General features: G+C 43.6%; 20 protein-coding genes. 11 read left to right on the forward strand and 9 right to left on the reverse strand.

Annotated features, from left to right (window positions below; genetic code table 11):
• The first annotated feature begins 22 nt into the window (after positions 1-22).
• Positions 23-745: a head GIN domain-containing protein gene (locus PO830_RS01900; RefSeq protein ID WP_272851841.1), complete on the forward strand. Its 723-nt coding sequence runs from the start codon at positions 23-25 to the stop codon at positions 743-745.
• A gap of 78 nt (positions 746-823) precedes the next feature.
• A complete protein-coding gene (locus PO830_RS01905; RefSeq protein WP_272851842.1) occupies positions 824-1,312 on the forward strand; it encodes a nuclear transport factor 2 family protein in 489 nt (162 codons plus the stop codon).
• Between the two features lie 53 nt (positions 1,313-1,365).
• Here the strand turns inward: PO830_RS01905 and trxB are convergent, their stop codons facing one another.
• From trxB to PO830_RS01920, 3 genes are all read right to left on the reverse strand, one after another.
• Positions 1,366-2,328, reverse strand: coding sequence for a thioredoxin-disulfide reductase (gene trxB, locus PO830_RS01910; protein WP_272851843.1), 963 nt, complete (start codon positions 2,326-2,328; stop codon positions 1,366-1,368).
• A gap of 87 nt (positions 2,329-2,415) precedes the next feature.
• Entirely contained in the window at positions 2,416-2,874 is a 459-nt protein-coding gene (locus tag PO830_RS01915) for a methyltransferase family protein (RefSeq protein ID WP_272851844.1), read from the reverse strand.
• A 315-nt stretch (positions 2,875-3,189) separates the two neighbouring features.
• Positions 3,190-6,630 carry a M36 family metallopeptidase gene (locus PO830_RS01920; protein ID WP_272851845.1) on the reverse strand — a complete coding sequence of 1,147 codons (3,441 nt, stop codon included), beginning with the start codon at positions 6,628-6,630 and terminating at the stop codon, positions 3,190-3,192.
• Positions 6,631-6,844: 214 nt separating this feature from the next.
• On the opposite strand from PO830_RS01920, the gene PO830_RS01925 reads away from it, so the two are divergent.
• Both PO830_RS01925 and PO830_RS01930 read left to right on the forward strand, forming a co-directional pair.
• Positions 6,845-7,384 carry an RNA polymerase sigma factor gene (locus PO830_RS01925; protein ID WP_272851846.1) on the forward strand — a complete coding sequence of 180 codons (540 nt, stop codon included), beginning with the start codon at positions 6,845-6,847 and terminating at the stop codon, positions 7,382-7,384.
• A 2-nt stretch (positions 7,385-7,386) separates the two neighbouring features.
• A complete protein-coding gene (locus PO830_RS01930) occupies positions 7,387-8,178 on the forward strand; it encodes an anti-sigma factor (protein WP_272851847.1) in 792 nt (263 codons plus the stop codon).
• Between the two features lie 176 nt (positions 8,179-8,354).
• Here the strand turns inward: PO830_RS01930 and PO830_RS01935 are convergent, their stop codons facing one another.
• The 3 genes from PO830_RS01935 to PO830_RS01945 all read right to left on the reverse strand — a co-directional run bounded on the left by PO830_RS01935 (position 8,355) and on the right by PO830_RS01945 (position 11,090).
• On the reverse strand, positions 8,355-9,659 hold the full coding sequence (locus tag PO830_RS01935; RefSeq protein ID WP_272851848.1) for a tetratricopeptide repeat protein: 1,305 nt from the start codon (positions 9,657-9,659) through the stop codon (positions 8,355-8,357).
• 94 nt (positions 9,660-9,753) lie between these two features.
• Positions 9,754-10,374 carry a DUF4331 family protein gene (locus tag PO830_RS01940; RefSeq protein ID WP_272851849.1) on the reverse strand — a complete coding sequence of 207 codons (621 nt, stop codon included), beginning with the start codon at positions 10,372-10,374 and terminating at the stop codon, positions 9,754-9,756.
• A gap of 20 nt (positions 10,375-10,394) precedes the next feature.
• Positions 10,395-11,090 carry a DUF4331 family protein gene (locus PO830_RS01945; protein ID WP_272851850.1) on the reverse strand — a complete coding sequence of 232 codons (696 nt, stop codon included), beginning with the start codon at positions 11,088-11,090 and terminating at the stop codon, positions 10,395-10,397.
• A 113-nt stretch (positions 11,091-11,203) separates the two neighbouring features.
• On the opposite strand from PO830_RS01945, the gene PO830_RS01950 reads away from it, so the two are divergent.
• The 5 genes from PO830_RS01950 to PO830_RS01970 all read left to right on the forward strand — a co-directional run bounded on the left by PO830_RS01950 (position 11,204) and on the right by PO830_RS01970 (position 16,153).
• A complete protein-coding gene (locus tag PO830_RS01950) occupies positions 11,204-12,385 on the forward strand; it encodes an LETM1-related biofilm-associated protein (protein WP_272851851.1) in 1,182 nt (393 codons plus the stop codon).
• A 129-nt stretch (positions 12,386-12,514) separates the two neighbouring features.
• Entirely contained in the window at positions 12,515-12,865 is a 351-nt protein-coding gene (locus PO830_RS01955; RefSeq protein WP_272851852.1) for a helix-turn-helix domain-containing protein, read from the forward strand.
• On the forward strand, positions 12,865-14,175 hold the full coding sequence (locus PO830_RS01960) for a type II toxin-antitoxin system HipA family toxin (RefSeq protein WP_272851853.1): 1,311 nt from the start codon (positions 12,865-12,867) through the stop codon (positions 14,173-14,175). Before PO830_RS01955 ends, PO830_RS01960 begins: the two co-directional genes overlap by 1 nt.
• 39 nt (positions 14,176-14,214) lie before the next feature.
• Complete coding sequence (locus tag PO830_RS01965) at positions 14,215-15,210, forward strand: glycosyltransferase family 2 protein (RefSeq protein WP_272851854.1); 996 nt, start codon at positions 14,215-14,217, stop codon at positions 15,208-15,210.
• 82 nt (positions 15,211-15,292) lie between these two features.
• On the forward strand, positions 15,293-16,153 hold the full coding sequence (locus PO830_RS01970; protein WP_272851855.1) for an OmpA family protein: 861 nt from the start codon (positions 15,293-15,295) through the stop codon (positions 16,151-16,153).
• A gap of 124 nt (positions 16,154-16,277) precedes the next feature.
• Here the strand turns inward: PO830_RS01970 and PO830_RS01975 are convergent, their stop codons facing one another.
• On the reverse strand, positions 16,278-16,895 hold the full coding sequence (locus PO830_RS01975; RefSeq protein WP_272851856.1) for an L-threonylcarbamoyladenylate synthase: 618 nt from the start codon (positions 16,893-16,895) through the stop codon (positions 16,278-16,280).
• Positions 16,896-16,900: 5 nt separating this feature from the next.
• Entirely contained in the window at positions 16,901-17,113 is a 213-nt protein-coding gene (locus PO830_RS01980; RefSeq protein ID WP_272851857.1) for a DUF2945 domain-containing protein, read from the reverse strand.
• Between the two features lie 99 nt (positions 17,114-17,212).
• On the opposite strand from PO830_RS01980, the gene PO830_RS01985 reads away from it, so the two are divergent.
• Entirely contained in the window at positions 17,213-18,139 is a 927-nt protein-coding gene (locus tag PO830_RS01985) for an alpha/beta hydrolase (protein WP_272851858.1), read from the forward strand.
• On the opposite strand, the gene PO830_RS01990 is transcribed toward PO830_RS01985, so the two are convergent.
• Positions 18,136-20,454, reverse strand: a complete 2,319-nt coding sequence (locus tag PO830_RS01990) for an ATP-dependent helicase (protein WP_272851859.1) — start codon at positions 20,452-20,454, stop codon at positions 18,136-18,138. The genes PO830_RS01985 and PO830_RS01990 overlap by 4 nt on opposite strands.
• Before the next feature lie 159 nt (positions 20,455-20,613).
• Between PO830_RS01990 and PO830_RS01995 the strand changes: the two genes are divergently transcribed.
• Positions 20,614-21,150, forward strand: a complete 537-nt coding sequence (locus tag PO830_RS01995) for a DsrE family protein (protein ID WP_272851860.1) — start codon at positions 20,614-20,616, stop codon at positions 21,148-21,150.
• Positions 21,151-21,155: the final 5 nt, after the last annotated feature.

The following is a 21,155-nucleotide window of genomic DNA, read 5'->3' on the forward strand; positions in this document are numbered from 1 at the left end:
TAACCAAAAAATAATAGTTCTTATGAAAACAATACAAATTTCTTTACTCGCGCTGATAGCGCTGACATTGAGTAGCTGTAATTTCGATTTGTCCTTTGGACAAGTAAACGGAAATGGCAACGTGGTCACTGAGGAGCGACCAGTCACCTCCAACTTCTCCATCGTTCGGGGAAGCGCCGGATTGGATGTGTACCTTTCAGAAGGCGACGAAAATAAAATTGTCATCGAAGCCGATGAAAACCTGATGGAGATCATCGATACCGAAATTCGAAACGGGAAACTACACGTAACTACCAACTCCAATATTGGCCGATCGAAATCTAAAAAAGTCTACGTAACCTATCAATCATTAGGAGCCGTGGAAGCCTCCAGTGGTGCCGATGTGATTGTAAATTCTGTGTTGGAAGCGGATGAAATCCGACTCAAAAGCAGTAGTGGTGCCGACCTCGAAGCGGAAGTCAGAGCGCAAACTGTATGGGCCGAAACAAGTAGTGGCGCAGACATCGTGATCTCCGGAAGAGCGGCCTCCCTAACCGCCGATGCCTCTAGCGGAAGCCACATAAAAGCGCGGCAATTAGAGGTATTACGCTGTGATGCAGAAGCCTCCAGTGGCGCAAACATCGTCGTTAACGTGCAAAACGAAATGAAGGGAGAAGCCTCCAGTGGTGGAAATATTCGTTACTATGGAGACCCTACAGCTGTTTCCGTAAGAGACGGTGTTTCTGGAAATGTATCAAAAATGTAAAAATTGCTGTCGACTAATCAACCAACCCTAAACCTGAAGCCTTACAGATCCGGCTTCAGGTTTTTTTCAAACATTCTTATGAAAAAGAGCATCCTACTCCTTATCTTGATGAATACCGCTTGGGCTTGGAGCCAAGTGCCCACTTCAGATCCTTTATTTCAGACACTAAAAGAAATGGACAGCCTAATTTTTGATATTGGCTTTAATGAATGCCGAACGGAGATTTATAAAACATTGGTTGCTGAAGATCTCGAGTTTTACCACGATCAAGCAGGCGTTACTACCAGTCGCGACGCTTTTCTGAATTCGGTAAAGAATAATATCTGCGGAAATCCAGACGTCATTAACCGTCGAGAATTGCTGGAAGGAAGTTTAAAGGTGTTTCCGCTATACAACAACGGAACCCTGTATGGAGCCATTCAAACCGGAACCCATCGATTCTTTCAGAAACCAAAAAATAAAGAAGAGCAGTCTGGAAGTACGGCATTGTTTACTCATGTATGGCTCAAGCAAGAAGACAGCTGGGTACTCAAACGAGTATTAAGCTATGCCCATCACAATCCATAAAAAAAGCTACCTCGTAAAGGTAGCTTTTCGTGTATTACAAAGTCTATCCTAAATTAAACGGCTACTTCCGTTTCTATAGTCTGTAGGTATCGTTCTGCATCAAGGGCAGCCATGCATCCTGTTCCCGCGGCGGTTACTGCCTGACGGTACTCTTTATCTTGTACATCACCACTCGCAAAAACGCCGGGCTTATTGGTCTTGGTTGATTTTCCTTTGGTAATAAGATAGCCGGTATCATCCATCTCTAATTGCCCTTTGAAGATTTCGGTGTTCGGTTTATGACCAATCGCGATGAACAGTCCGGTGATCTTAATCTCTTCTTTCTCGCCTGTTTCATTGTTCACCATTCGCAGTCCTTCAACCACTTGTTCACCCAACACTTCGTCAACTTCGGTATTGTAGCGAAGATCGATGTTTTTAGTACCTGTCACTCGGTGTTGCATGGCTTTGGAGGCTTTCATATGGTCTTTACGCACCAGCATGGTTACCGAATTACAAATATTGGCAAGATACGTAGCTTCTTCCGCAGCGGTATCCCCTCCTCCTACGATGGCCACATCCTGACCTTTATAGAAAAAGCCGTCACATACCGCACAAGCAGAAACTCCACCACCACGAAGGCGTTGTTCACTTGGCAACCCAAGATATTTCGCTGTGGCTCCGGTAGAGATAATCACGGTTTCCGCTTCCAATTCCGTCTTATTATCTACCGTCACTTTATGTATTCCACCTGGCTCATCGCTAAAATCAACTTCGGTCACCATGCCCATACGCACTTCCGTCCCAAAACGTTCGGCTTGCTGTTGCAGATCCATCATCATTTTAGGCCCGTCTATTCCTTCAGGGTATCCCGGAAAATTATCAACTTCAGTAGTGGTGGTCAATTGTCCTCCCGGCTCCATTCCGGTATACATCACCGGCTTCAAATCGGCCCGTGCCGCATAGATAGCAGCCGTGTATCCGGCGGGTCCTGAACCAATAATAAGGCATTTAATTCGCTCTACAGTATCTGACATAATTTCTTCACATTTTGAAATACAAAAGTAGGAAGATTATATCACATTTCACAGGGGAGAGATAGGAAGAATTGATGACGAGATATCCTATACTTTGGAGGAAAACCTCGGAAAAAACCGACCGGTTTTTTTCTTGTACTGGGTGTATTCCTCGAACTTGCGCAGAAGGTACCGTTCCTCCAGATCACTTTTTAGGTAGAACACCCCCAATAATATCAGACTGATCAAAATTTTTACGAGCGACTGTGTATAGCCCCCATACGCGACCATCGAAATGACGATGCCTATATATATAGGATGACGTACATAATAATAAATACCGTGTGAAATAAGGGATCCATTTGTTTTAGGCTTCGGAAAGGGAGATAGACTGTCATTCATATTAACAATCCCCAACACGATGATGATACCACCTGAAATGAGCAATGCTAACAACCCATAGCCGACCCATTGCGGCAAGTTTAGCCTGTTTCCCAAAGGAATATCTATGAAGTACAACGCAAAAAGAAGGAATTGCGCTACAATATATAGCAGGTCTTTTTTCATATGTAGTCTGAGGCAGCGCAAAATTAATGCTTTTTTTCAATGAAGCGCATGTCACCTTGTAAAAAATAGAACCGTAATCCTTCTCAAACCTTCATTACCTTAATGGAATAATCAACAAAAAGCTCCGTAGTAACGGAGCTTTTTATCGAATTGGCGCTAATGTTTCTTTTTAGGGACACCCCATCGTGTTTACTTTATGTTTCATGAGCCTTCTTAACAGTATCTATAATAGAACAAAAAGCCTGCCAAAAAACAGAAAAGCCCTACACACGTGGTGTAGGGCTTCTACTCAAAGACATTGTAATAAGCCTATTCTTAGAACTTTACGATGCGTTTTACAATAGTCGCCTTGGCGGATTGCACGGTAATAAAATACACACCACTGCTATAGGCGTTCATATCGATCATTACTTCTGAATCGATTGTATTCAAATCAATTGCTGAAATGATTCTACCGTTTACGTCGGTAATGGTCGCGTTCGATAACTCGATACCACTCTTGTTCTGTAAGGTGATCGTTGCCGTTGTAGGATTAGGATAAAGAACGATTCCATTGGCAAGCAATTGATCTGCTACCCCAAACTCTTCGTCAACTGTAAGCTCAAACGTACATGTTGCTTCGTTTCCACTATCATCTGTAGCCGTCATTGTAACGGTATACACTCCAGGATCTAGAAGGGCACCGACAGCAGGGTCCTGAGACAAGGTTGCAGTACAGTTGTCGCTAAAGGTGGTATCGGCTTCGTAATCTGGCACAGTATATTGAGCTCCTTCATCTACGGTTACAATTACATCACTTGGACACGTAACGGTTGGAAGTACGGTATCAGCAGAAACCGATGTTTCTGTACGCTCACCAGCACATCCTGGCGTTCCAAGATTGATGTCGTCGTTAGACACCCCGTAATCGGAAGGCTGACACCCGGCCGCCCAGTCGGCAGCACCATCAGTATCTCCATTACGTCGGTACGAATCGTTACAAGTTGTAGTGAATGCCGCACCGGCACCAGCCCAATCTAGGTCAGCAGCGGTCACGGTAAATCCATTAATAGTCACATTGAAACCGGCGATTTCAGCTGCGGAATAATTCCAGAATAAAGAGTCTACCACATTACCGTTATCGTCGATAATGATAATCCACCCTTCAGAACCATCGTTCCAGAATAGGTTACTTCCCCAGTAATTTGGATCTCCTGAAACATCATTCCAAGTAATTACAGAGTCACCTCCCATGCTTCCAAGTAGTTGAATATCTGAATTGACTGCATTAATATCGGAGTAGGGTTCGTCACTAACAGCAACAGCATAACCGCTATAGTCGGCAGCAACACCCACATTCTGTATTTCGAAGCGATCGGGTGTCTGTAAGGTTACTTCGGAAATCACTAACTGGCTCAAAGGACCTGGAGGTGTTTCAAGCGCATAAACACTCGTATCTCCTGAAGGAGTAAAGGTATAGTCCGTTCCTTCAAAAAGGAAGTTTCCACCCACCGGCGCATCGAACCAACGAATTACGTTTGCAGGATCGTTGAGCGTGGCTGAAACAGTTACCTCTTCTCCCGGACAGAAATCAGATACACCCGTGGTATCTGGACCTGGTGGAATGGCCAATACTTCAATCGTATCCGAATCTGAAGAAGCAACAGAACAAGCTCCTGCCGGCACGTCGTAAGTGATGGTATGTACTCCCACTCCGGCTACTGCAGGGTCAAAGCTATACGTTGCTCCATTTCCGTCATCAGTCACACCAGGACCGCTGTATACACCACCCGATGGCGTACCACCACCAAGTCCTTCAAGTTCAGGCTCATTAGCGCAAACGTCTGAAGGAGCTGTAAATGCTGCTATTCCCGAAGGTGTATCAAAGGCTTCCGTACCGTCAGCTCTACTTCCGCTAGAACCTTGATCGGCACTAACGCCTAATCCTCTGCGCGCAAAAGCATCCCAAATAAGACACTCGTTCGCACCTCCGTAGATGGCTTGGTCTGCTGCTAAAATAGCATCACGACCGTCTACGAAACCGGGGCTACAAGGTTGTAATTTTAAACCTTCTGTTACCAAGGCCATTGCCATTACGTTTCCGGCATCTTGAGACGGATCTCCGGTAAAATTATAAATGTTAGGATCAAATCCATTGGCATCGATAAGGTCCCAGGTCATGTCCCATAGCATGGTACACCATACCGAACCTACTCCGTGAGGAACGCTTTCCGATTTAATGTCATCATAAGTAAATGGATTCACCGTCATATCAGTGGTGTATGGGAAAGATCTAATACCACTTCCTGAAGTTCCTTGACCAAACAGATAGGTTCCAACGGCTCTCACATCGGTACCTGTATCTCCTGGCTCGATCGTAAGGATGGCTCCATAAAAGTCGCTCCATCCTTCACCCATTTGTTCTGAGTTATCGAGACAGCTCGTATTTCCAGGACCTCCTGTGAGACGGTTTGAAATACCGTGTGCAAATTCGTGTGTTACCACAAGGTTGTCAAAGCAACCATCATTATTATTATTTCCACAGATGTACATGTTCATGGAAGGGTTGCTGCCGTCCGGTGGCGTACCAAAGGTTGCGTTACACCAAACAGAAATTTGTGCATTTGCGTTTACTGAGTCGCTTCCGCTTCCTCCGTTTCCGTAGTTATTCTCCTGAAAATTACCAGAAGCTTCATCAAAACCGTATTCATATAATACATCGTGTATGATGTTATTCCAATAGAACAAGTTTACGATGGCTGCATCCTCGTACTGATTTCCAACGCTCCATGTTTCATCAAAGGCATATCCTTGAAATTCAAGATTGGCACCTCCATCGGGGCGGTAACCAAAATTATCACCCGCTTCATACGCATCTACGTTATTTCCTCGGGTATCCGTAAATTCCGGACCTGCATTCCCGTCGGTATCGTGCCATCCGAACGGAGAGGCATTGACGGTTGCCGGATCTACGATGGGTGTGCGGGCTCCGTAATACGGACTCTCGATCGGCATTTCTAGTGCCTCATAACAATTGGTACACCCAACCGCCGTTTCGGCAGGTGCTTTATAGTTTGGAATGTCGAACAAATTGGCATTGTAGTTAAGTGTTTCCGCAATATCATGATTGTGCTCATGAGAAAGGTTACAGCTCACCATCCAGTCATTACGATCAAGGATTACACCGGTAGTAGCATCAACTCTAACGTTCCACCAATGTTCTCTTGTTGTATCTTCAATAGCGATATCCCAGGATAGGATCAACGCTCCCTCTTGATTACGCTGATATACTAGGCTTGCAGGAATCTCACGTAAAGAAATTCCGCCATTGCTCAATTTTTGGGTTTGCGTAACACCTCGGGCAGCTTCCACAACCGAAAGGTTTGATGGAGCCGAGTAACCCAGTTGTGAAGCAGCGCGTTGCACGGCTTGTACTGCGGAAATAGCGGGCGCCGTGTTTCCACTGCGCTTGCTACTCACTTCTCCTAAGAATTTAAGGTCTGAAGACACTACTTTTCCGGAAGGAGCAATGTGTATCCCAGACGCCGTTCCCTGAATAGGAATGCCGTCTAGGGTCTGCACGAAGTATACATGATGTACACCACTTACAGAACTAATGTGTTCACTTGTAATTTGCCATTGCAAATCACTTCGATTAAGTTGGTTGTTTTCCACAAAAGGAACAAGCTGCTCTGTTATTTGTTGCGATACGCTTTGCGCCTGAACGCAAAAAACACCGAACAAAAAGACCAACATAGACATGGTAATTCTTTTCATCGTCTGATTTTTAAATGAATATCATAATTTGGGATACCTCAAGAGGCGGGTAAATCTATCAAAAATGAGAGTGTTTAACAAATATTTTGCATTTCTAAAGAGTTTTTTAACACTTGGTAATCTGGGATAGCATCTCGCTATCCTTAAAACTGAAGTTTTTTTTTATTCCATAATTAAATTGTCTACTTTAGAAGCATTCTAACACTACCAATTCATGAAACAGCCCGATGCGCTCATCCTTGCGATGAAAAATGGGGACCAACAGGCATTCTCCCAATTATATGACATGTATTCCCTTGCCATTTTTGGCGTGATAAATACCATCGTAAAAGAGGAAAATGTCGCCGAAGAAATTCAACAAGATGTATTCATTAAAGTCTGGGAAAACGCTTCTTCTTATTCAGTAGGAAAAGGCAGGTTTTTTACATGGCTATTGAATATTGCTAGAAATGCTGCCATTGACCACACACGGTCGAAGTCACATAAGAACACTCAAAAAAACCTTTCCACCACAAATTTCGTAGATATATTGTCGGGTAGTGATAACTTAAATAAGAAAACCGACGCTATAGGCATCCGTAAGTTTGTTGACGCGCTAAAACCGGCGTGTGTTAAGATAATAGACTTTATTTATTTTAAAGGTTTTACCCAAAAAAATACGGCTGAAGCATTGAAAATTCCATTGGGCACGGTTAAAACCCGCGCTCGGAATTGTATCAAGGATCTTAGGCTAAAGGTAATAGGAAGAGCATAAATATGAGTGAACAAGAAATCATAGAATCTGGTAATTTAGAATTGTACGTTTGTGGCGCGCTTTCAGAAAAGGAAGCGAACGAAGTAAATACAGCCGTACAATCGTCTAAGGAGGTGGAAAAAGAGGTAGAAGAGATTGAGGAAACCTTACTCAAATTAGGAGAAAGCGTTGCTCCCTCCCTATCCTCTCATATTTGGAACGCCATCGCCACAGGTATTTCTGGTGTACGCCGAATGGATACCAATCGTGGCACTAACTGGGCTGCCTGGACGGGCTGGGCCGCGGCGATTTTGTGTGTAGTTGGATTATTCTTTATGATGAATCAGAACAACAATCTGGAAGAACAATTACAAATTACCACACTTGAGAACGAAGATCTTCAGCAAGATCTTCAAGATACCGAAGATCGCCTGGTGCAAACCACCACGGTGCTGGATATTATTCGATCTAAAGAATACGATGCCTATACCTTACCAGGGAATCAAAGTGTCGCACCTGAAGCCTTTGCGAAACTCTATTATAACAGAACAGAAAACGTAGCCTATATTGACACAAAAGGGTTGCCTACACCACCTCGTGGAAAAGTATATCAGGCCTGGTCTCTTATCGTAGATCCGTTAACGCCAACTAGCATGGGCGTGATGCAGAATGGTATTGAGATTGAAGAGGGCATCTATAAGTTTGAAGGATTCCCAACTCCGGAAGCCATTGGTATTACTTTAGAGCCTGAAGGTGGAAGTGAGAGTCCGACGCTGGAACAACTCTATATTTTAGGGCCAGTTACTACGCCTTAAGATTCATTTTCAAAACATACTAAAAAACGAAAAGCGCCTCTCCTCAGAGGCGCTTTTCTAACTAACAAAAAACTCAAAAAACTTATTCTAGCATAAGAAGCTAAAACAATACGCTTTTTTACTTATTTCTATATACGAAGAATCAAAGCGGACGGTTTTATAAGATTCAAAATTTTTTACATTTTTTTTATTTCTTCAGTCATTACGGGGCCTAGCTCGTAGGATGCTTCCAATAATTCTTCCTGCAACGGCTTCCATTTCTCAGGTAATCCGTTCGCTTTATACACTTTTGCACTGTAATAAAGCGCCATAGGTTCTTCCGTTTTTCCGGCCACGTGCGATTCAATGATTTGCAAAGCTTTTTCTTTATTGCCGTTTTGTAATTCTGCCATAGCTAAGAGTTGATAGGTTTCGGGTGTCGCTCGGTTCGAAACTTCTTGCTGTGCTAGTTGCAGCGCTTTTCCAGGTTGCTCCTCTAGGTATGATTCAATGAGATAGGTATTGTACATCGCCCCATAATTACCTGCCTGTACAGCCTCTAGAAAGGACTTTTCGAAGGCTTCCGCTTCCTCACTTTTTCCGTCGAAAGCGGCCATTTCAGATTTTAAAAGGTAATAGTCTGGCACTCGATGATAGTCCATCACAGAATCCAAAATACGATGCGCCTCAGTAGTATTTTTTTCCGAAGAATACACCAACCAGGTAATACCTTTCTTGGCATAGGCATTATCGGGCTGCAATTGCAACGCTTTCAAATAGTGCGTATACGAATCTTCTAATCGCCCGGCATGACCGTAGTAATCTGCAATGTTCGTATACGTCCAGATTTTTAGTCCGCGATCATCTGAACTTTCCGCCAGTTGTTTGGCTTGTTCCATATAGCGAATGGCAGCATCGAGATCTCCTTTGTGATCACTCCATTTTGAAAGTCGGATTAAATAATCAAAGTTGTTGGTATTCTTAACCGCTTGTAAGTTTTCATACGCTTCCTCGTAATTACCTAATTCCATATTGACATCAAACATCATCAGTTGCGTGGCTCTTTTGCCATCGGGATAGGTCGCGGCACTGTCTAATAATTTTCTAGCCTCTTTAAAACGGTGTTGCGAAATATAGTTACGCGCAAGGCTATGCAAATAGCCTTCCTTATTTCGCACTGAGGTATTCAAGGTTCGTTTCAGCAACTCTTCCGCAGCGTATAAATCGGATGCATTTCCGGTCATTCCGAAACGACGGGTATATATACCCGCCAGTTTGTTCATGGCGATAATTTCGGTAGAATCACTGCCGAGGCGTTCATTCCAAAACGCAAGCTCTTCGTCAATGGTACGCTGGGAGGGAAGGTCTTGTGTGGTAAGGTATTGATTATAGTCAGTAGCATTCGCAATAGCCTTTGTGGCCGATGGGTCGTCACAACTTTGTAAGAAAAGTGCTCCGAAACCCAAAAGGAGCGCTGATAAAATATAGGTCTTGTACTTCATGGTTTCTATTTTCTTCGTCTCTAAATTACGTTCAAATAATGGCAAAAAAAAGAGAACAAAATGTTCTCTTTTTTCACCTATTTAAAACTAGTTATTAAAATGGCTGCGCCAAATATGGAAAGCTTGTAGAGAATGCCACATCGTTAGACGGCACTCCATCTCTCGTTAATAGTAGCTCTGACGTTGGATCATCATCATTATCTGTTCCATCGGGACCACCAAATATTAACAATAAGGAAATATCAATAACATCATCGCTCAATGCTCTTCCTGTAAGAACTTCTGTTCCGTTGAAATATGAGGTTACCCCATTCTGGGCTACCCATAATACATCATTCGATAATACCGTTGTAAACGTGGCCGCATCTAGTCCGAGGGCATTTGTAGTGTAGCCAGGGTTCAACGCCAGGAGCTTGTCTTGAAAATCGGATTGAAACGCTGCCTGCATTTCTGAAGGAACCGTAACATTAAAGGAATCTTTCATTCCCTCAGTTCCAAATACCGTATTAATTCCTGGTCTACCCATTTGATCCTCCTGAACAAACGTACCGCTAAAATCCAATCCGCCGCCGGTACCATCATCATCGGTCATATCGTCCATGGTATCGTCTACTGGATCTATTACATTTCCGTTATCGTCGTCATCGCTACATTGTATGAATAGCAATGAACCACACATAGCGAACATTAAAAATAAATTTCTATAAATCTTCATAATAGTTTCTTTTTCTTCGTTTATTGTTTTCTTTTAGATTCTACCCAAACATTATAAATCGGGGTATCCGGCAAAAATGGATTCACTCCGGCCGTTCCGTCTCCTAACAATGATTTAGGAACTTCAACGACAACAGATAATACATTTGTACCTGCGAAGGTATCGGTACCCGGATCGTTAAATCCATCAGGGGCCGTTCCTTCTAATACGGAATTATACTGCTCAAAATCGAAAAAGAATGGATCTTCTCTTGGACCCGCGAAAAATTGTACATTTCCGCTGCTACCCGTTTCTACCGCTGAGGTCGTCGAAATTTTTACTTGACCTTGGTTTGCACTAGACGTTTCGATAACGCTATTGAGTCCCGTAGAAGAGGGTGCGGTGGGTCCGAAAAAGTACATAGAATCATTTCTTTTGATCGCCTGGATCACAATGTCTTCGATTAAATCGTTATTATTGTCGATATTAAATTCCAATAATACGTTCTCATCAAAAGATGCCATGGTGGTAGCATCTCCAGGAGTTAATAATCCTTGTACATTCGCTACAAACACCAAGTTGTCTGGATTTTCACCTTGAAAGGCGTAGAAATCTGTAATATCTGACGTTTGTCCCGTTACGGCCGGTGCATCGATGTGATCGGCAGCAATTAATACGACTGCGATTACGGCGATTCCCATACTGGCAATAGCGGTAATTAGTTTTGTTTTCTTCATTTCTAGTTTTTTAGTTTAATTATTTGATCTCGCTTATATTTACGCTTAAAGTAGGTGTATGGTTTCTGCCTATTAGTTAATCTTTTGTTAATTGGTATAACTTTATCGAATTCATGAATCCTTCAGCCTCCGGTTGGATCCCCAAATTATGTGCGCGAATTGGTATGTGGGAAGACGCTGTTTTTCAGACTTCTGAAATCGAATGGTATGAACTTCTTCAGCATGCGGGTTTCTTATACGGCACCAGTGTTCATACCATCTCGACAACTGCCAATAGCACCTTAGACCTCAGTCAGCAGGAACGCACAAAACTAAATCTTTGTATTTCACTTTTATATGTTTTTCATAAAGCTCACCCTGAAGCCGATACTAAGCGAGCGATTCAAAGTATTCATACCTTTTATCAAGAAGCATCCCCACTCCATAAAGGATTGATTCCACGCTTTGGCGTCACTCGAAAATCCGCAGTATCGGTAGAGCGATTTTTATCAGAACGCTTGCAAGAACACAATTATTTGCTTCGGAATAAATCGGTGGCTCTATTAACACACGCCTTTTTGTTTGTAGATGTTCTTTGTTATGCACAATTTTTAAAGGATCCCGAACACTTCAAAGCGTACCAATCTACCTTGGAAACCTGGATTCTTAGTTTCGCTATACGCGCGCTGCGCTCTAAAAAGAATAAAAATAAATACGATCGAAATTTATTGGAATGGGTCTCAGGATCTGCCGATTTCAAAGAGGATTTCTGGGACCACAAAAAACTTCCGTTTGGTCCTCATGCCATTTGGGAGCGTCGTTTTTTGTTAGAAGTGTGCACACTGGCCGTATGGGACGATCGACAATTGGATGCTTCGGAAAAAGAGTTTTTAGAAGTGGCGGCCACGAAACTTGAATTGCCCGCCCAGTATGTTGAGCACACGTCAATACGACTCATGCAGTTCGCACAGAAACACGCTGCTAATATTCAATTATATGATCATTCACACCCGGTACAGCAGTTTTATAAACAAGCCACAGCCACGGTAAAATTGTTAATTCTTCGGAATAAGAAAAGGCTCCTACTAGAACTCGAAGAGAGTGGTGAGTTACTCCGATTGTTGGGACAATCAACCGTCCGGGATCTTTCCGAAGCGGAAAAAAGCAAGGTGAGATCACAATTACTCGATATCTGCAAAACCATTCCTTCGCTAACCATTTTCTTGCTGCCCGGAGGAACGGTGCTATTACCGTTGTTGATGAAGTTCATTCCTAAACTCTTGCCATCCGCATTTAATGAAAATAAATTAGACTAATTAATGTCTATTTTTACTAACATTAATAAGCAATAGGTTATTTTATGTTGGTTTTTACAAACATTTGTATATATTTACAAATATGGATATGTTGGCATAATCTAACAAAATCATATCGATAAGCTTATAATGACTAAAAAAACTAACATTAATTGGGCGATATTAAGTGATCAAGCGATCTTGTCAAGGTTAGGAGAATACCTAAAGCAAGAACGTCTTTTTCAAAATAAATCTCAAGAAGCCATAGCGGAAGCCGCGGGGATCAATCGCTGGACATTGGGTAAAATTGAAAATGGTGATGGGATAACACTAACTTCATTTATTCAAATATTGCGTGCCTTAGATCGTTTAGAACGCTTGGAGGTATTTGTCAAACAACCCGTAATTAGTCCGCTGCAATTAGCCAAACTAGAACAACAACAGCGAAAGCGCGCAAGCGATACCTCAGAAAAAAATAAAAACGCTCAACCTGATTGGTAATGATTACCACCGCCTTAGTAAACATATGGGGAACCTTGGTAGGCGCTGTAGCCTGGGATGAAGAGCAACAACTCGCCTACTTCGAATACGATCCAACCTATGCTAAAAACGGACAAGAACTCGTGCCCATTAAAATGCCACTTGCGCCAAACGGGACGGTATATTCCTTTCCAGAGCTTCGGGTGCGCACCAATAGTGGTTTGGATACCTTCAAAGGACTTCCGGGATTGTTGGCAGATGTGCTTCCTGACAAATATGGGAATCAACTTATCAATGCTTGGTTGGCGCAAAACGGGCGGCCCGCAAATAGCTTAAACCCTGTAGAACTCCTATGTTTTATAGGCACACGAGGAATGGGTGCCTTAGAATTTGAACCCACCCAATTTGCAGGTCGTAAGAATACGTTTCAAGTAGAAATTGACAGCTTGGTGCAGATGGCGCACCGCGTCCTTCATGCAAAGGAACGGTTTGAAACCGACTTAGAAAATGATGAAAAACAAGCCATGCGCGAAATTCTGCGCATTGGTACTTCCGCCGGAGGCGCCCGCCCCAAAGCTATTATCGCCTACAATCAGAAAACCGGACAAGTTCGTTCGGGACAAACACAAACCCCAAAAGGCTTTGAACATTGGATGATCAAATTGGATGGAGTAAGCGATGAACAGTTTGGAGAAAGTGCCGGATATGGACGTATCGAGATGGCTTACTACCTTATGGCCACCGCCTGTGGTATCGATATGATGGAATCAAAATTGCTGGAAGAAAACGGCAGAGCCCATTTTCTAACCAAGCGCTTCGATCGCGAACCCGACGGCACAAAGCACCATATCCAAACCTTCTGCGCCCTGCAACATTTCGATTTTAATGACATGAACAGTTTCAGCTACGAACAACTGTTTCAAACCATGAGACAGTTACGGCTTCCGTTTCCACAGGCAGAACAGCAATTTCGAAGGATGGTGTTTAATGTCATTGCTCGAAATTGCGACGATCATACCAAAAATTTTGCCTTCCGAATGAAACAAGGCGGTCACTGGGAAATAGCACCGGCCTATGATGTATGCCACGCCTACCGACCGGATAGCTTATGGGTGAGCAGACATGCGCTAAGCATAAATGGCAAGAGAGAGCATATTAGCGAAAACGACTTACTTACCGTTGCGGCAGCCATTAGTCTGAAAAAAGGAAAACAAATCATTCAAGAGATCAAAGAAACCGTAGTGCGATGGCCCGAATTTGCGGAAGAGGTACAGGTAGCCGCACGGTTGCGAGATCAAATTACGGAGACACTTCGTACCGATATTGCCTAAAGGAATGTTATTTTTGAACCTTCAATTACATTTTCATCATTGAATATCGCTATTGTCATACTAAATTGGAATGGGAAAGCACTGCTGAAGCAATTTCTTCCTTCGGTGGTAACCTATTCCGAAGAGGCAAGTATCTATGTAGCCGATAATGCGTCTACCGATGATTCGGTAAACTATATCAAAACCCACTTCCCCTCCATCTCCATCCTTCAGAATTCCAGCAATAAAGGATACGCCGGCGGCTACAACGAAGCCTTACGTTCCCTCAAGGAAGAGGTGTTTGTTCTTCTGAATAGCGATGTAGCGGTAACCCAAGATTGGCTGGCGCCCATCGAGAAGGCATTTACTCAGGATGCGACATTAGCGGCGGCGCAACCTAAAATTAAGGATGTCAACAGACCTGAGTATTTTGAATACGCCGGTGCCGCCGGAGGATACATCGATCAATTGGGATATCCGTTTTGCCGCGGCCGCATCTTCACTACCATTGAAAAAGATACGGGTCAATACGATGATGCTGTATCGATTTTTTGGGCGAGTGGGGCTTGTCTGGCAGTGCGCCGCGATGATTTTTTACACCTCGGCGGTTTCGATGAAGACCTCTTTGCGCACCAGGAAGAAATTGATCTGTGTTGGCGACTACAACTCCAGGGTAAAACAATTCGATACCTCCCTGAAAGCACTGTGTTTCACGTTGGCGGAGCGACCCTTGCGACGCAAAACACTGCGAAGACATTCTACAACTTTAGAAACAGTCTTTTAGTGTTGGTTAAAAACCATCCTAAAAAACGTGTGATATTCTTACTATTCATTCGCCTGCTCTTAGACGCCCTTGCCGGGTTGCAATTTCTATCACAGGGTAACCCCTCTCATTTTGTGGCCATTATAAGAGCACACCTTAGCTTCTACGCGCTCTTTCCCAAATTTTGGAAAAAGCGAACATCACACACTCATTCCTTTAGGTATTACCGCTGTAAATCAGTTGTTTGGAAGTATTACTTTCAGAAAAAACGCCTCTTTAACAACGGCTACTAATTTTTGCTTAAAGTATTGTTAACAGTTCCACGGATGGCGTTGGAATTGTTAATTTTGGTCATCAACTTCAAATAATAAAATGATGAAAAAACTATTGATACTGGTAGCTTGCTCAGGACTGATGTTCACGTCATGTGTATCGAAAAAGAAATATGCCGAGCTTGAGGCCAAACAAAAAGAAACACAAGATATGCTGAATACAGCCACGGTAAAGCTGAATGATTGCTTGGAAGAGCGTTCTGGTTTACGTGCTGAAAATCAGAGTTTGAAAAGCCAAGTAGCTTCTCTAAATGCTACCAATGGTGATTTGATCAAACAAATTGGTGACTTTACCGACCTGACGAAAAAAGGAGCTGCCAACCTTGAAAAATCTCTTGAAAGTCTAAAAGAAAAAGACCTTACCATTCGCAAACTTCAGGATGCCGTAACGCGTCGTGATTCTGTAAATCTTGCCTTGGTACAAAGTTTAAAAGGTGCAGTGGGCAGCATGGATGATGAAGATATCGAAATTAGTGTTGAAAAAGGTGTGGTATACGTCAATATTAGTGATAAACTATTGTTTAATAGCGGAAGCTACCAAATTACCTCGCGCGCGAAGGAAGTGCTTGGAAAAGTAGCTGCCGTGGTGAAAAACAAGCCTGATTTTGAATTCTTGGTTGAAGGACATACCGATACGGTACCGATCAGCACGGGTTGTATTAAAGATAACTGGGATTTAAGTGTGCTTCGTGCGACGGCTGTGGTGCGAACCCTACAGAACGATTTTGGTGTAGCACCGGCAAGAATGACCGCAGGAGGACGTGGAGAATACGTACCTGTAGCGTCTAACGACAACGCCGATGGTAAAGCGAAAAATCGTAGAACACGAATCGTAGTGCTTCCAAAATTAGACCAGTTCTATAACATGATCGAAGAAGGATTAAAAGATCCGGCTATCAACTAATTATTGATAGAATAGCATAAGAAAACCCGGCCGTGTCGCCGGGTTTTTTATTGCTTAAAGAGGCTTTAAATGTACATCGTAAAATCACCGACAATTTGTTGAACAACTAATTTACTATCGTCTCTTATATTTCCAAACTACCTTTTCCCTCACGAACAAGTATGGGAGTATCTTCGGTAAGGTCGATCACTGTGGAAGGAATGTTTCCACCGTAACCCCCGTCCACAATCACATCTACTAACTTATGCCATTTCTCGTAGATCAGTTCGGGATCGGTTGTGTACTCGATAACTTCATCTTCATCTTTAATGGAGGTAGAAACAATAGGATTCCCAAGACCAGCCACAATGGCTCGCGTTATTGCGTTATCGGGAACCCGAATTCCTACCTCTTTTTTCTTCTTAAAAACGGTAGGAAGATTATTATTTCCGGGAAGTATAAAAGTATATGGCCCCGGGAGCGCTCGCTTCAAAATTTTGAAGGTTTGGGTGTTGATCTGACGCACATAGTCCGATAGATTACTCAAGTCCTCACAAACAAAAGAGAAATTGGCTTTTTCCAGTTTTACTCCTTTTAACTGCGCCACACGCTCTAAGGCTCGGTTGTCGGTAATGTCACACCCCAACGCATAGACCGTGTCACTTGGGTAAATAACAAGTCCGCCGTCTCGAATGATATCCACGACGCGTTTGACCTCCTTCGGATTTGGATTTTCTTCATAAATTTTAATGAACTCAGCCATATCTTTTAGGATTTTCTGGACACTTCACTTTCTAACTTTAAGACGCGATCACCATCTTCTTGTTCAATAAGCAGTGCTTTATTGCCTTCTTCCCCTTTTCGGGTAACTTCGTTACCTGCAATGGTTCGCGTTACTTCTTCGGAAAAGGTTTCAACTACTTTCCCGTGGGCATAACCGTTGCCCCATTTCCATTTGATTTCGGTTCCTTTTTGTATCATAGTGTCTGAAAATTACAGGCTTTTGGTGAAAAATCCGATGTATATAACGAATGATTAACATAAATTTGATTTTTCAGCGTTCTCTAACAAATCACACTCATGAAATATTCTTGGTTATATCTTTTCATAATCGTTCTTTCGGTTTCTGTTTCAACAGGATGTAGCTCTGGAGACGATGCCACTCCCTCCGACGATACCACACAAACCGATGACACCACCGGAGATGACCCCACATCGGCAGCGGCGGCTTCATTTACAGATGTTTCCTATGGAGATAACCCACAGCAGGTGTACGATATTTACCTTCCGGAAGCACGTTCAGAAACAAAAACTAAAGTCATCATCCTCGTTCATGGCGGAGGCTGGATAGAAGGTGATAAAGCCGATATGGCCGAGATCCTAGCGCAAATACGAGCCGATTTCCCTGATCACGCGGTAGTGAACATGAATTACGTGTTAGCAAACCCGGCCGCAAATCTTCCCGCCTTTCCCTATCAATTTCTGGACGTTGATCGTGTCATCGAACAGCTTACAGCGCAACGAGAAGAATTAATGATTTTACCGGAATTCGGACTCCTAGGTACGAGTGCCGGAGCGCATATTTCACTAATGTATGATTATGTTTATGATGACGACGATCAGGTGAAATTTGTGGCGGATATTGTGGGGCCAACCGACTTTACCGATCCATTTTACGCGGACGATCCAAATTTTTCCTTGCTGTTGCAACTGTTGGTGGATGCCAGTCAGTATCCCAGCGGAGCCGATCTGGCCCAGGCAACCAGTCCGGTCTATCAGGTGAGCGCTTCTGCTTCGCCTACAATCATGTTCTATGGAGATGCCGATCCCTTAGTGCCACTCACCAATGGTAACACCCTGGATGCCCGGCTGAGCGACGCGATGATCGATCACAGTTATACGGTATACGAAGGAGGCCATGGAGACGATTGGAGTCCCGAAAGTTATGTAGACCTGCAGGTGAAGCTTCGTGCTTTTATCAGCAATTATTTGCCAGTGAATCGCTAATCGAGCACTTCCAGCTTGGCAAAGCGCAGCAACAATTTTTTTAGTCCGCCCTGGTCAAACTGAATTTCAGCCTTGGTGTCGGCGCCCACACCTTCAATCTTTTTAATTTCTCCGGTTCCGAAGCGAACATGTTCTACCTTGGTACCTACGTTGAGGTTGTGTTCGGCCGGATCAAAATTTTTATCGGCGCTACTGCTTACCGGCTTCATCTTCCGAAGCTTTCGACGCTGTTCTTCCGTTGGCCCTTTGGGAGGCGTTCCCGACACCGGCTTACGCATGCGTAATTTACTCTTATCAACCTCGCCAAAGATGTCTGAATCGATTAGCGGCTTAAAGCGTTGTTCGGTCTTGGGGGTAAGGTATTCCAAATACCCTTCGTCAATTTCCTCGATAAACCGACTGGGCTCTGCATCAATCAATTTTCCCCAGCGATACCTACTTTGGGTGTAGGTTAAAAACGCTTGTTTTTCGGCCCGGGTTAGCGCCACATAAAACAATCGGCGCTCTTCTTCCAGTTCGCTACGGGTATTCATACTCATACCGCTTGGGAAAAGCTCCTCTTCCATCCCTACGATATACACATAGGGAAATTCAAGCCCTTTTGCCAAATGTACGGTCATGAGCGCTACCCTATTGGTATCGCCTTTGTCATTGTCAAGATCGGTGGCAAGTGCTACGTCTTCTAAAAATTCGGAAAGGCTTCCGGTGGCGTCCGCCAGTTCCTTCTGTTCTTCCACGAAGTCGCGCATCCCGTTTAGCAACTCTTCCATGTTTTCAATTCGCGCGATCCCTTCCGGAGTACCGTCCTTTTTGAGCTCTTGCAACAAGCCTGTTTTCTTGGTGACATGCTCTGCAATTTGAAACGCATCATAACTGGCGTTCAATACTTGAAAGCTTTCAATCATGGTGGCAAAGTCTTCTAATTTACCCTGTGTTCCCTTATTGATCTTCAAGTTAATCTTATCAAGCGCCTTGATCACCTCGAAAATAGTTCGATCGTAATGATTGGCGGCAACGATAAGTCGTTCCATTGTGGTTTGACCGATCCCTCGAGCCGGATAATTGATTACGCGTTTTAGCGCCTCTTCATCTTTAGGATTCAAGATCAGCCGAAGGTAGGCCAACACATCTTTTATTTCCTTTCGTTGGTAGAAACTGAGGCCTCCATAAATTCGATACGGTATGTCTTTCTTCCGCAAGGCATCCTCAATAGCACGCGATTGGGCGTTGGTTCGGTACAACACAGCGAAGTCATGGGGTTGCCGCTGTTCACTCATCTGAATTTCAAAAATAGAACGCGCCACAAAACGACCTTCATCTCCGTCGGTCATAGTACGATTGACCTTGATCTTGGCACCCTCGTCGTTGGCCGTCCACACCACCTTTTCGAGTCGGGTTTTATTCTTTTCAATAATGCTGTTGGCGGCGTTTACAATATTCTTGGTGGAGCGATAATTTTGTTCCAAGCGATATACGCTTACCTGATCATAATCTTTCTGAAAATTGAGAATATTATTGATATTCGCTCCGCGGAAGGCATAGATACTCTGGGCATCATCACCTACCACACAAATATTTTGAAACCGATCCGACAGTGCGCGTACAATGAGATACTGACTGTGATTGGTATCTTGGTACTCATCCACTAGGATATAGCGGAAGCGATTCTGGTATTTTGCCAGCACGTCCGGAAAGCGGGTAAGCAGTTCATTGGTCTTCAGCAGCAGGTCGTCAAAATCCATGGCACCCGCCTTAAAACAACGCTCCACATAATTTTTGTAAATATCCCCCAAGCGCGGCATCTTTGCCATGGCATCGGCCTCCATTAATTCTGGATTCTGAAAATAAGCTTTGACCGTAATGAGACTGTTTTTGTACGACGAGATGCGTGAAAATACTTGCTTGTACTTGTAAATATCTTTATCTAGCTGCATCTCTTTGATGATGCTGCGTATGACACTCTGACTGTCCTGTGTATCGTAAATCGTAAAGTTGGAAGGATACCCGAGCTTGTCGGCTTCAAACCGAAGAATTTTTGCAAACACACTATGGAACGTACCCATCCAAAGGTTTTTGGCTTCACTATTCCCGACGATTTGCGCAATTCGCTTTTTCATTTCGCGAGCCGCTTTGTTTGTAAAAGTAAGCGCCAGAATATTGAACGGATCAACGCCTTTCGACATCAAATAAGCAATTCGATACGTCAGCACACGCGTTTTACCAGAACCCGCCCCAGCAATCACAATGAGTGGGCCATCCACGTGTAACGTTGGGGCCAACTGGGCTTCGTTAAGTTGATCGAGATACTGTTGCAAGTTCGTTTTTTTCAGAAGAGAATAACGGTGTGAAAATAATTAAATTCAATAAAAATTCCCCGTACATCCCACACATTTTATAAACAGCATTGTGGTTTTGCGGTTGCTGAAATTTGAATATCTTTAGAGAACCTTTTTTCGGATCACAAATCTTTTTGCATGCGCCTTTATTTTCTGATTTGCTACTTCGCCATTACGGCTATGGTAACCGCACAAAACCCACGTATTAACGGACCTGTTATAGTAAACCACGGCGGCACATATGAGGTCCCTTCCCCCACTATCCCTACAGATATGAAATCGCCATTTCAAGTGGTTTTCGACATTAAAAGTGCGCCCGAAAATCCCGAAACTGAAAACCCGTATCTCGCTACCGTGGCGCGATTTCTCAATATGCATGTACTGGCTGGGAAAGCAGCAGAACAACTTCAGCCGGTTATGGTAGTTCACGGAAATGCTGCCTATGGACTTTTAACGAATGCTGCTTATCAAGAGAAATTTGGCGTCGAAAACCCAAACCTGCCCTTGCTTGAAGCCCTTCATGAACAGGGAGTTCCCATCATACTCTGCGGTCAAACCGCAATGCACAGAGACATTGGGGAAGGAAAACGCTATCAAGAAGTTAACGTGGCGCTTTCTGCCATGACCGCCTTAATCCAATATCAAAACAAGGGGTACGCCCTTATCACGCTTTAATTACC

Origin of the sequence: Altibacter sp. HG106 (assembly GCF_028561755.1) — a bacterium.
GTDB lineage: Bacteria > Bacteroidota > Bacteroidia > Flavobacteriales > Flavobacteriaceae > DFVG01.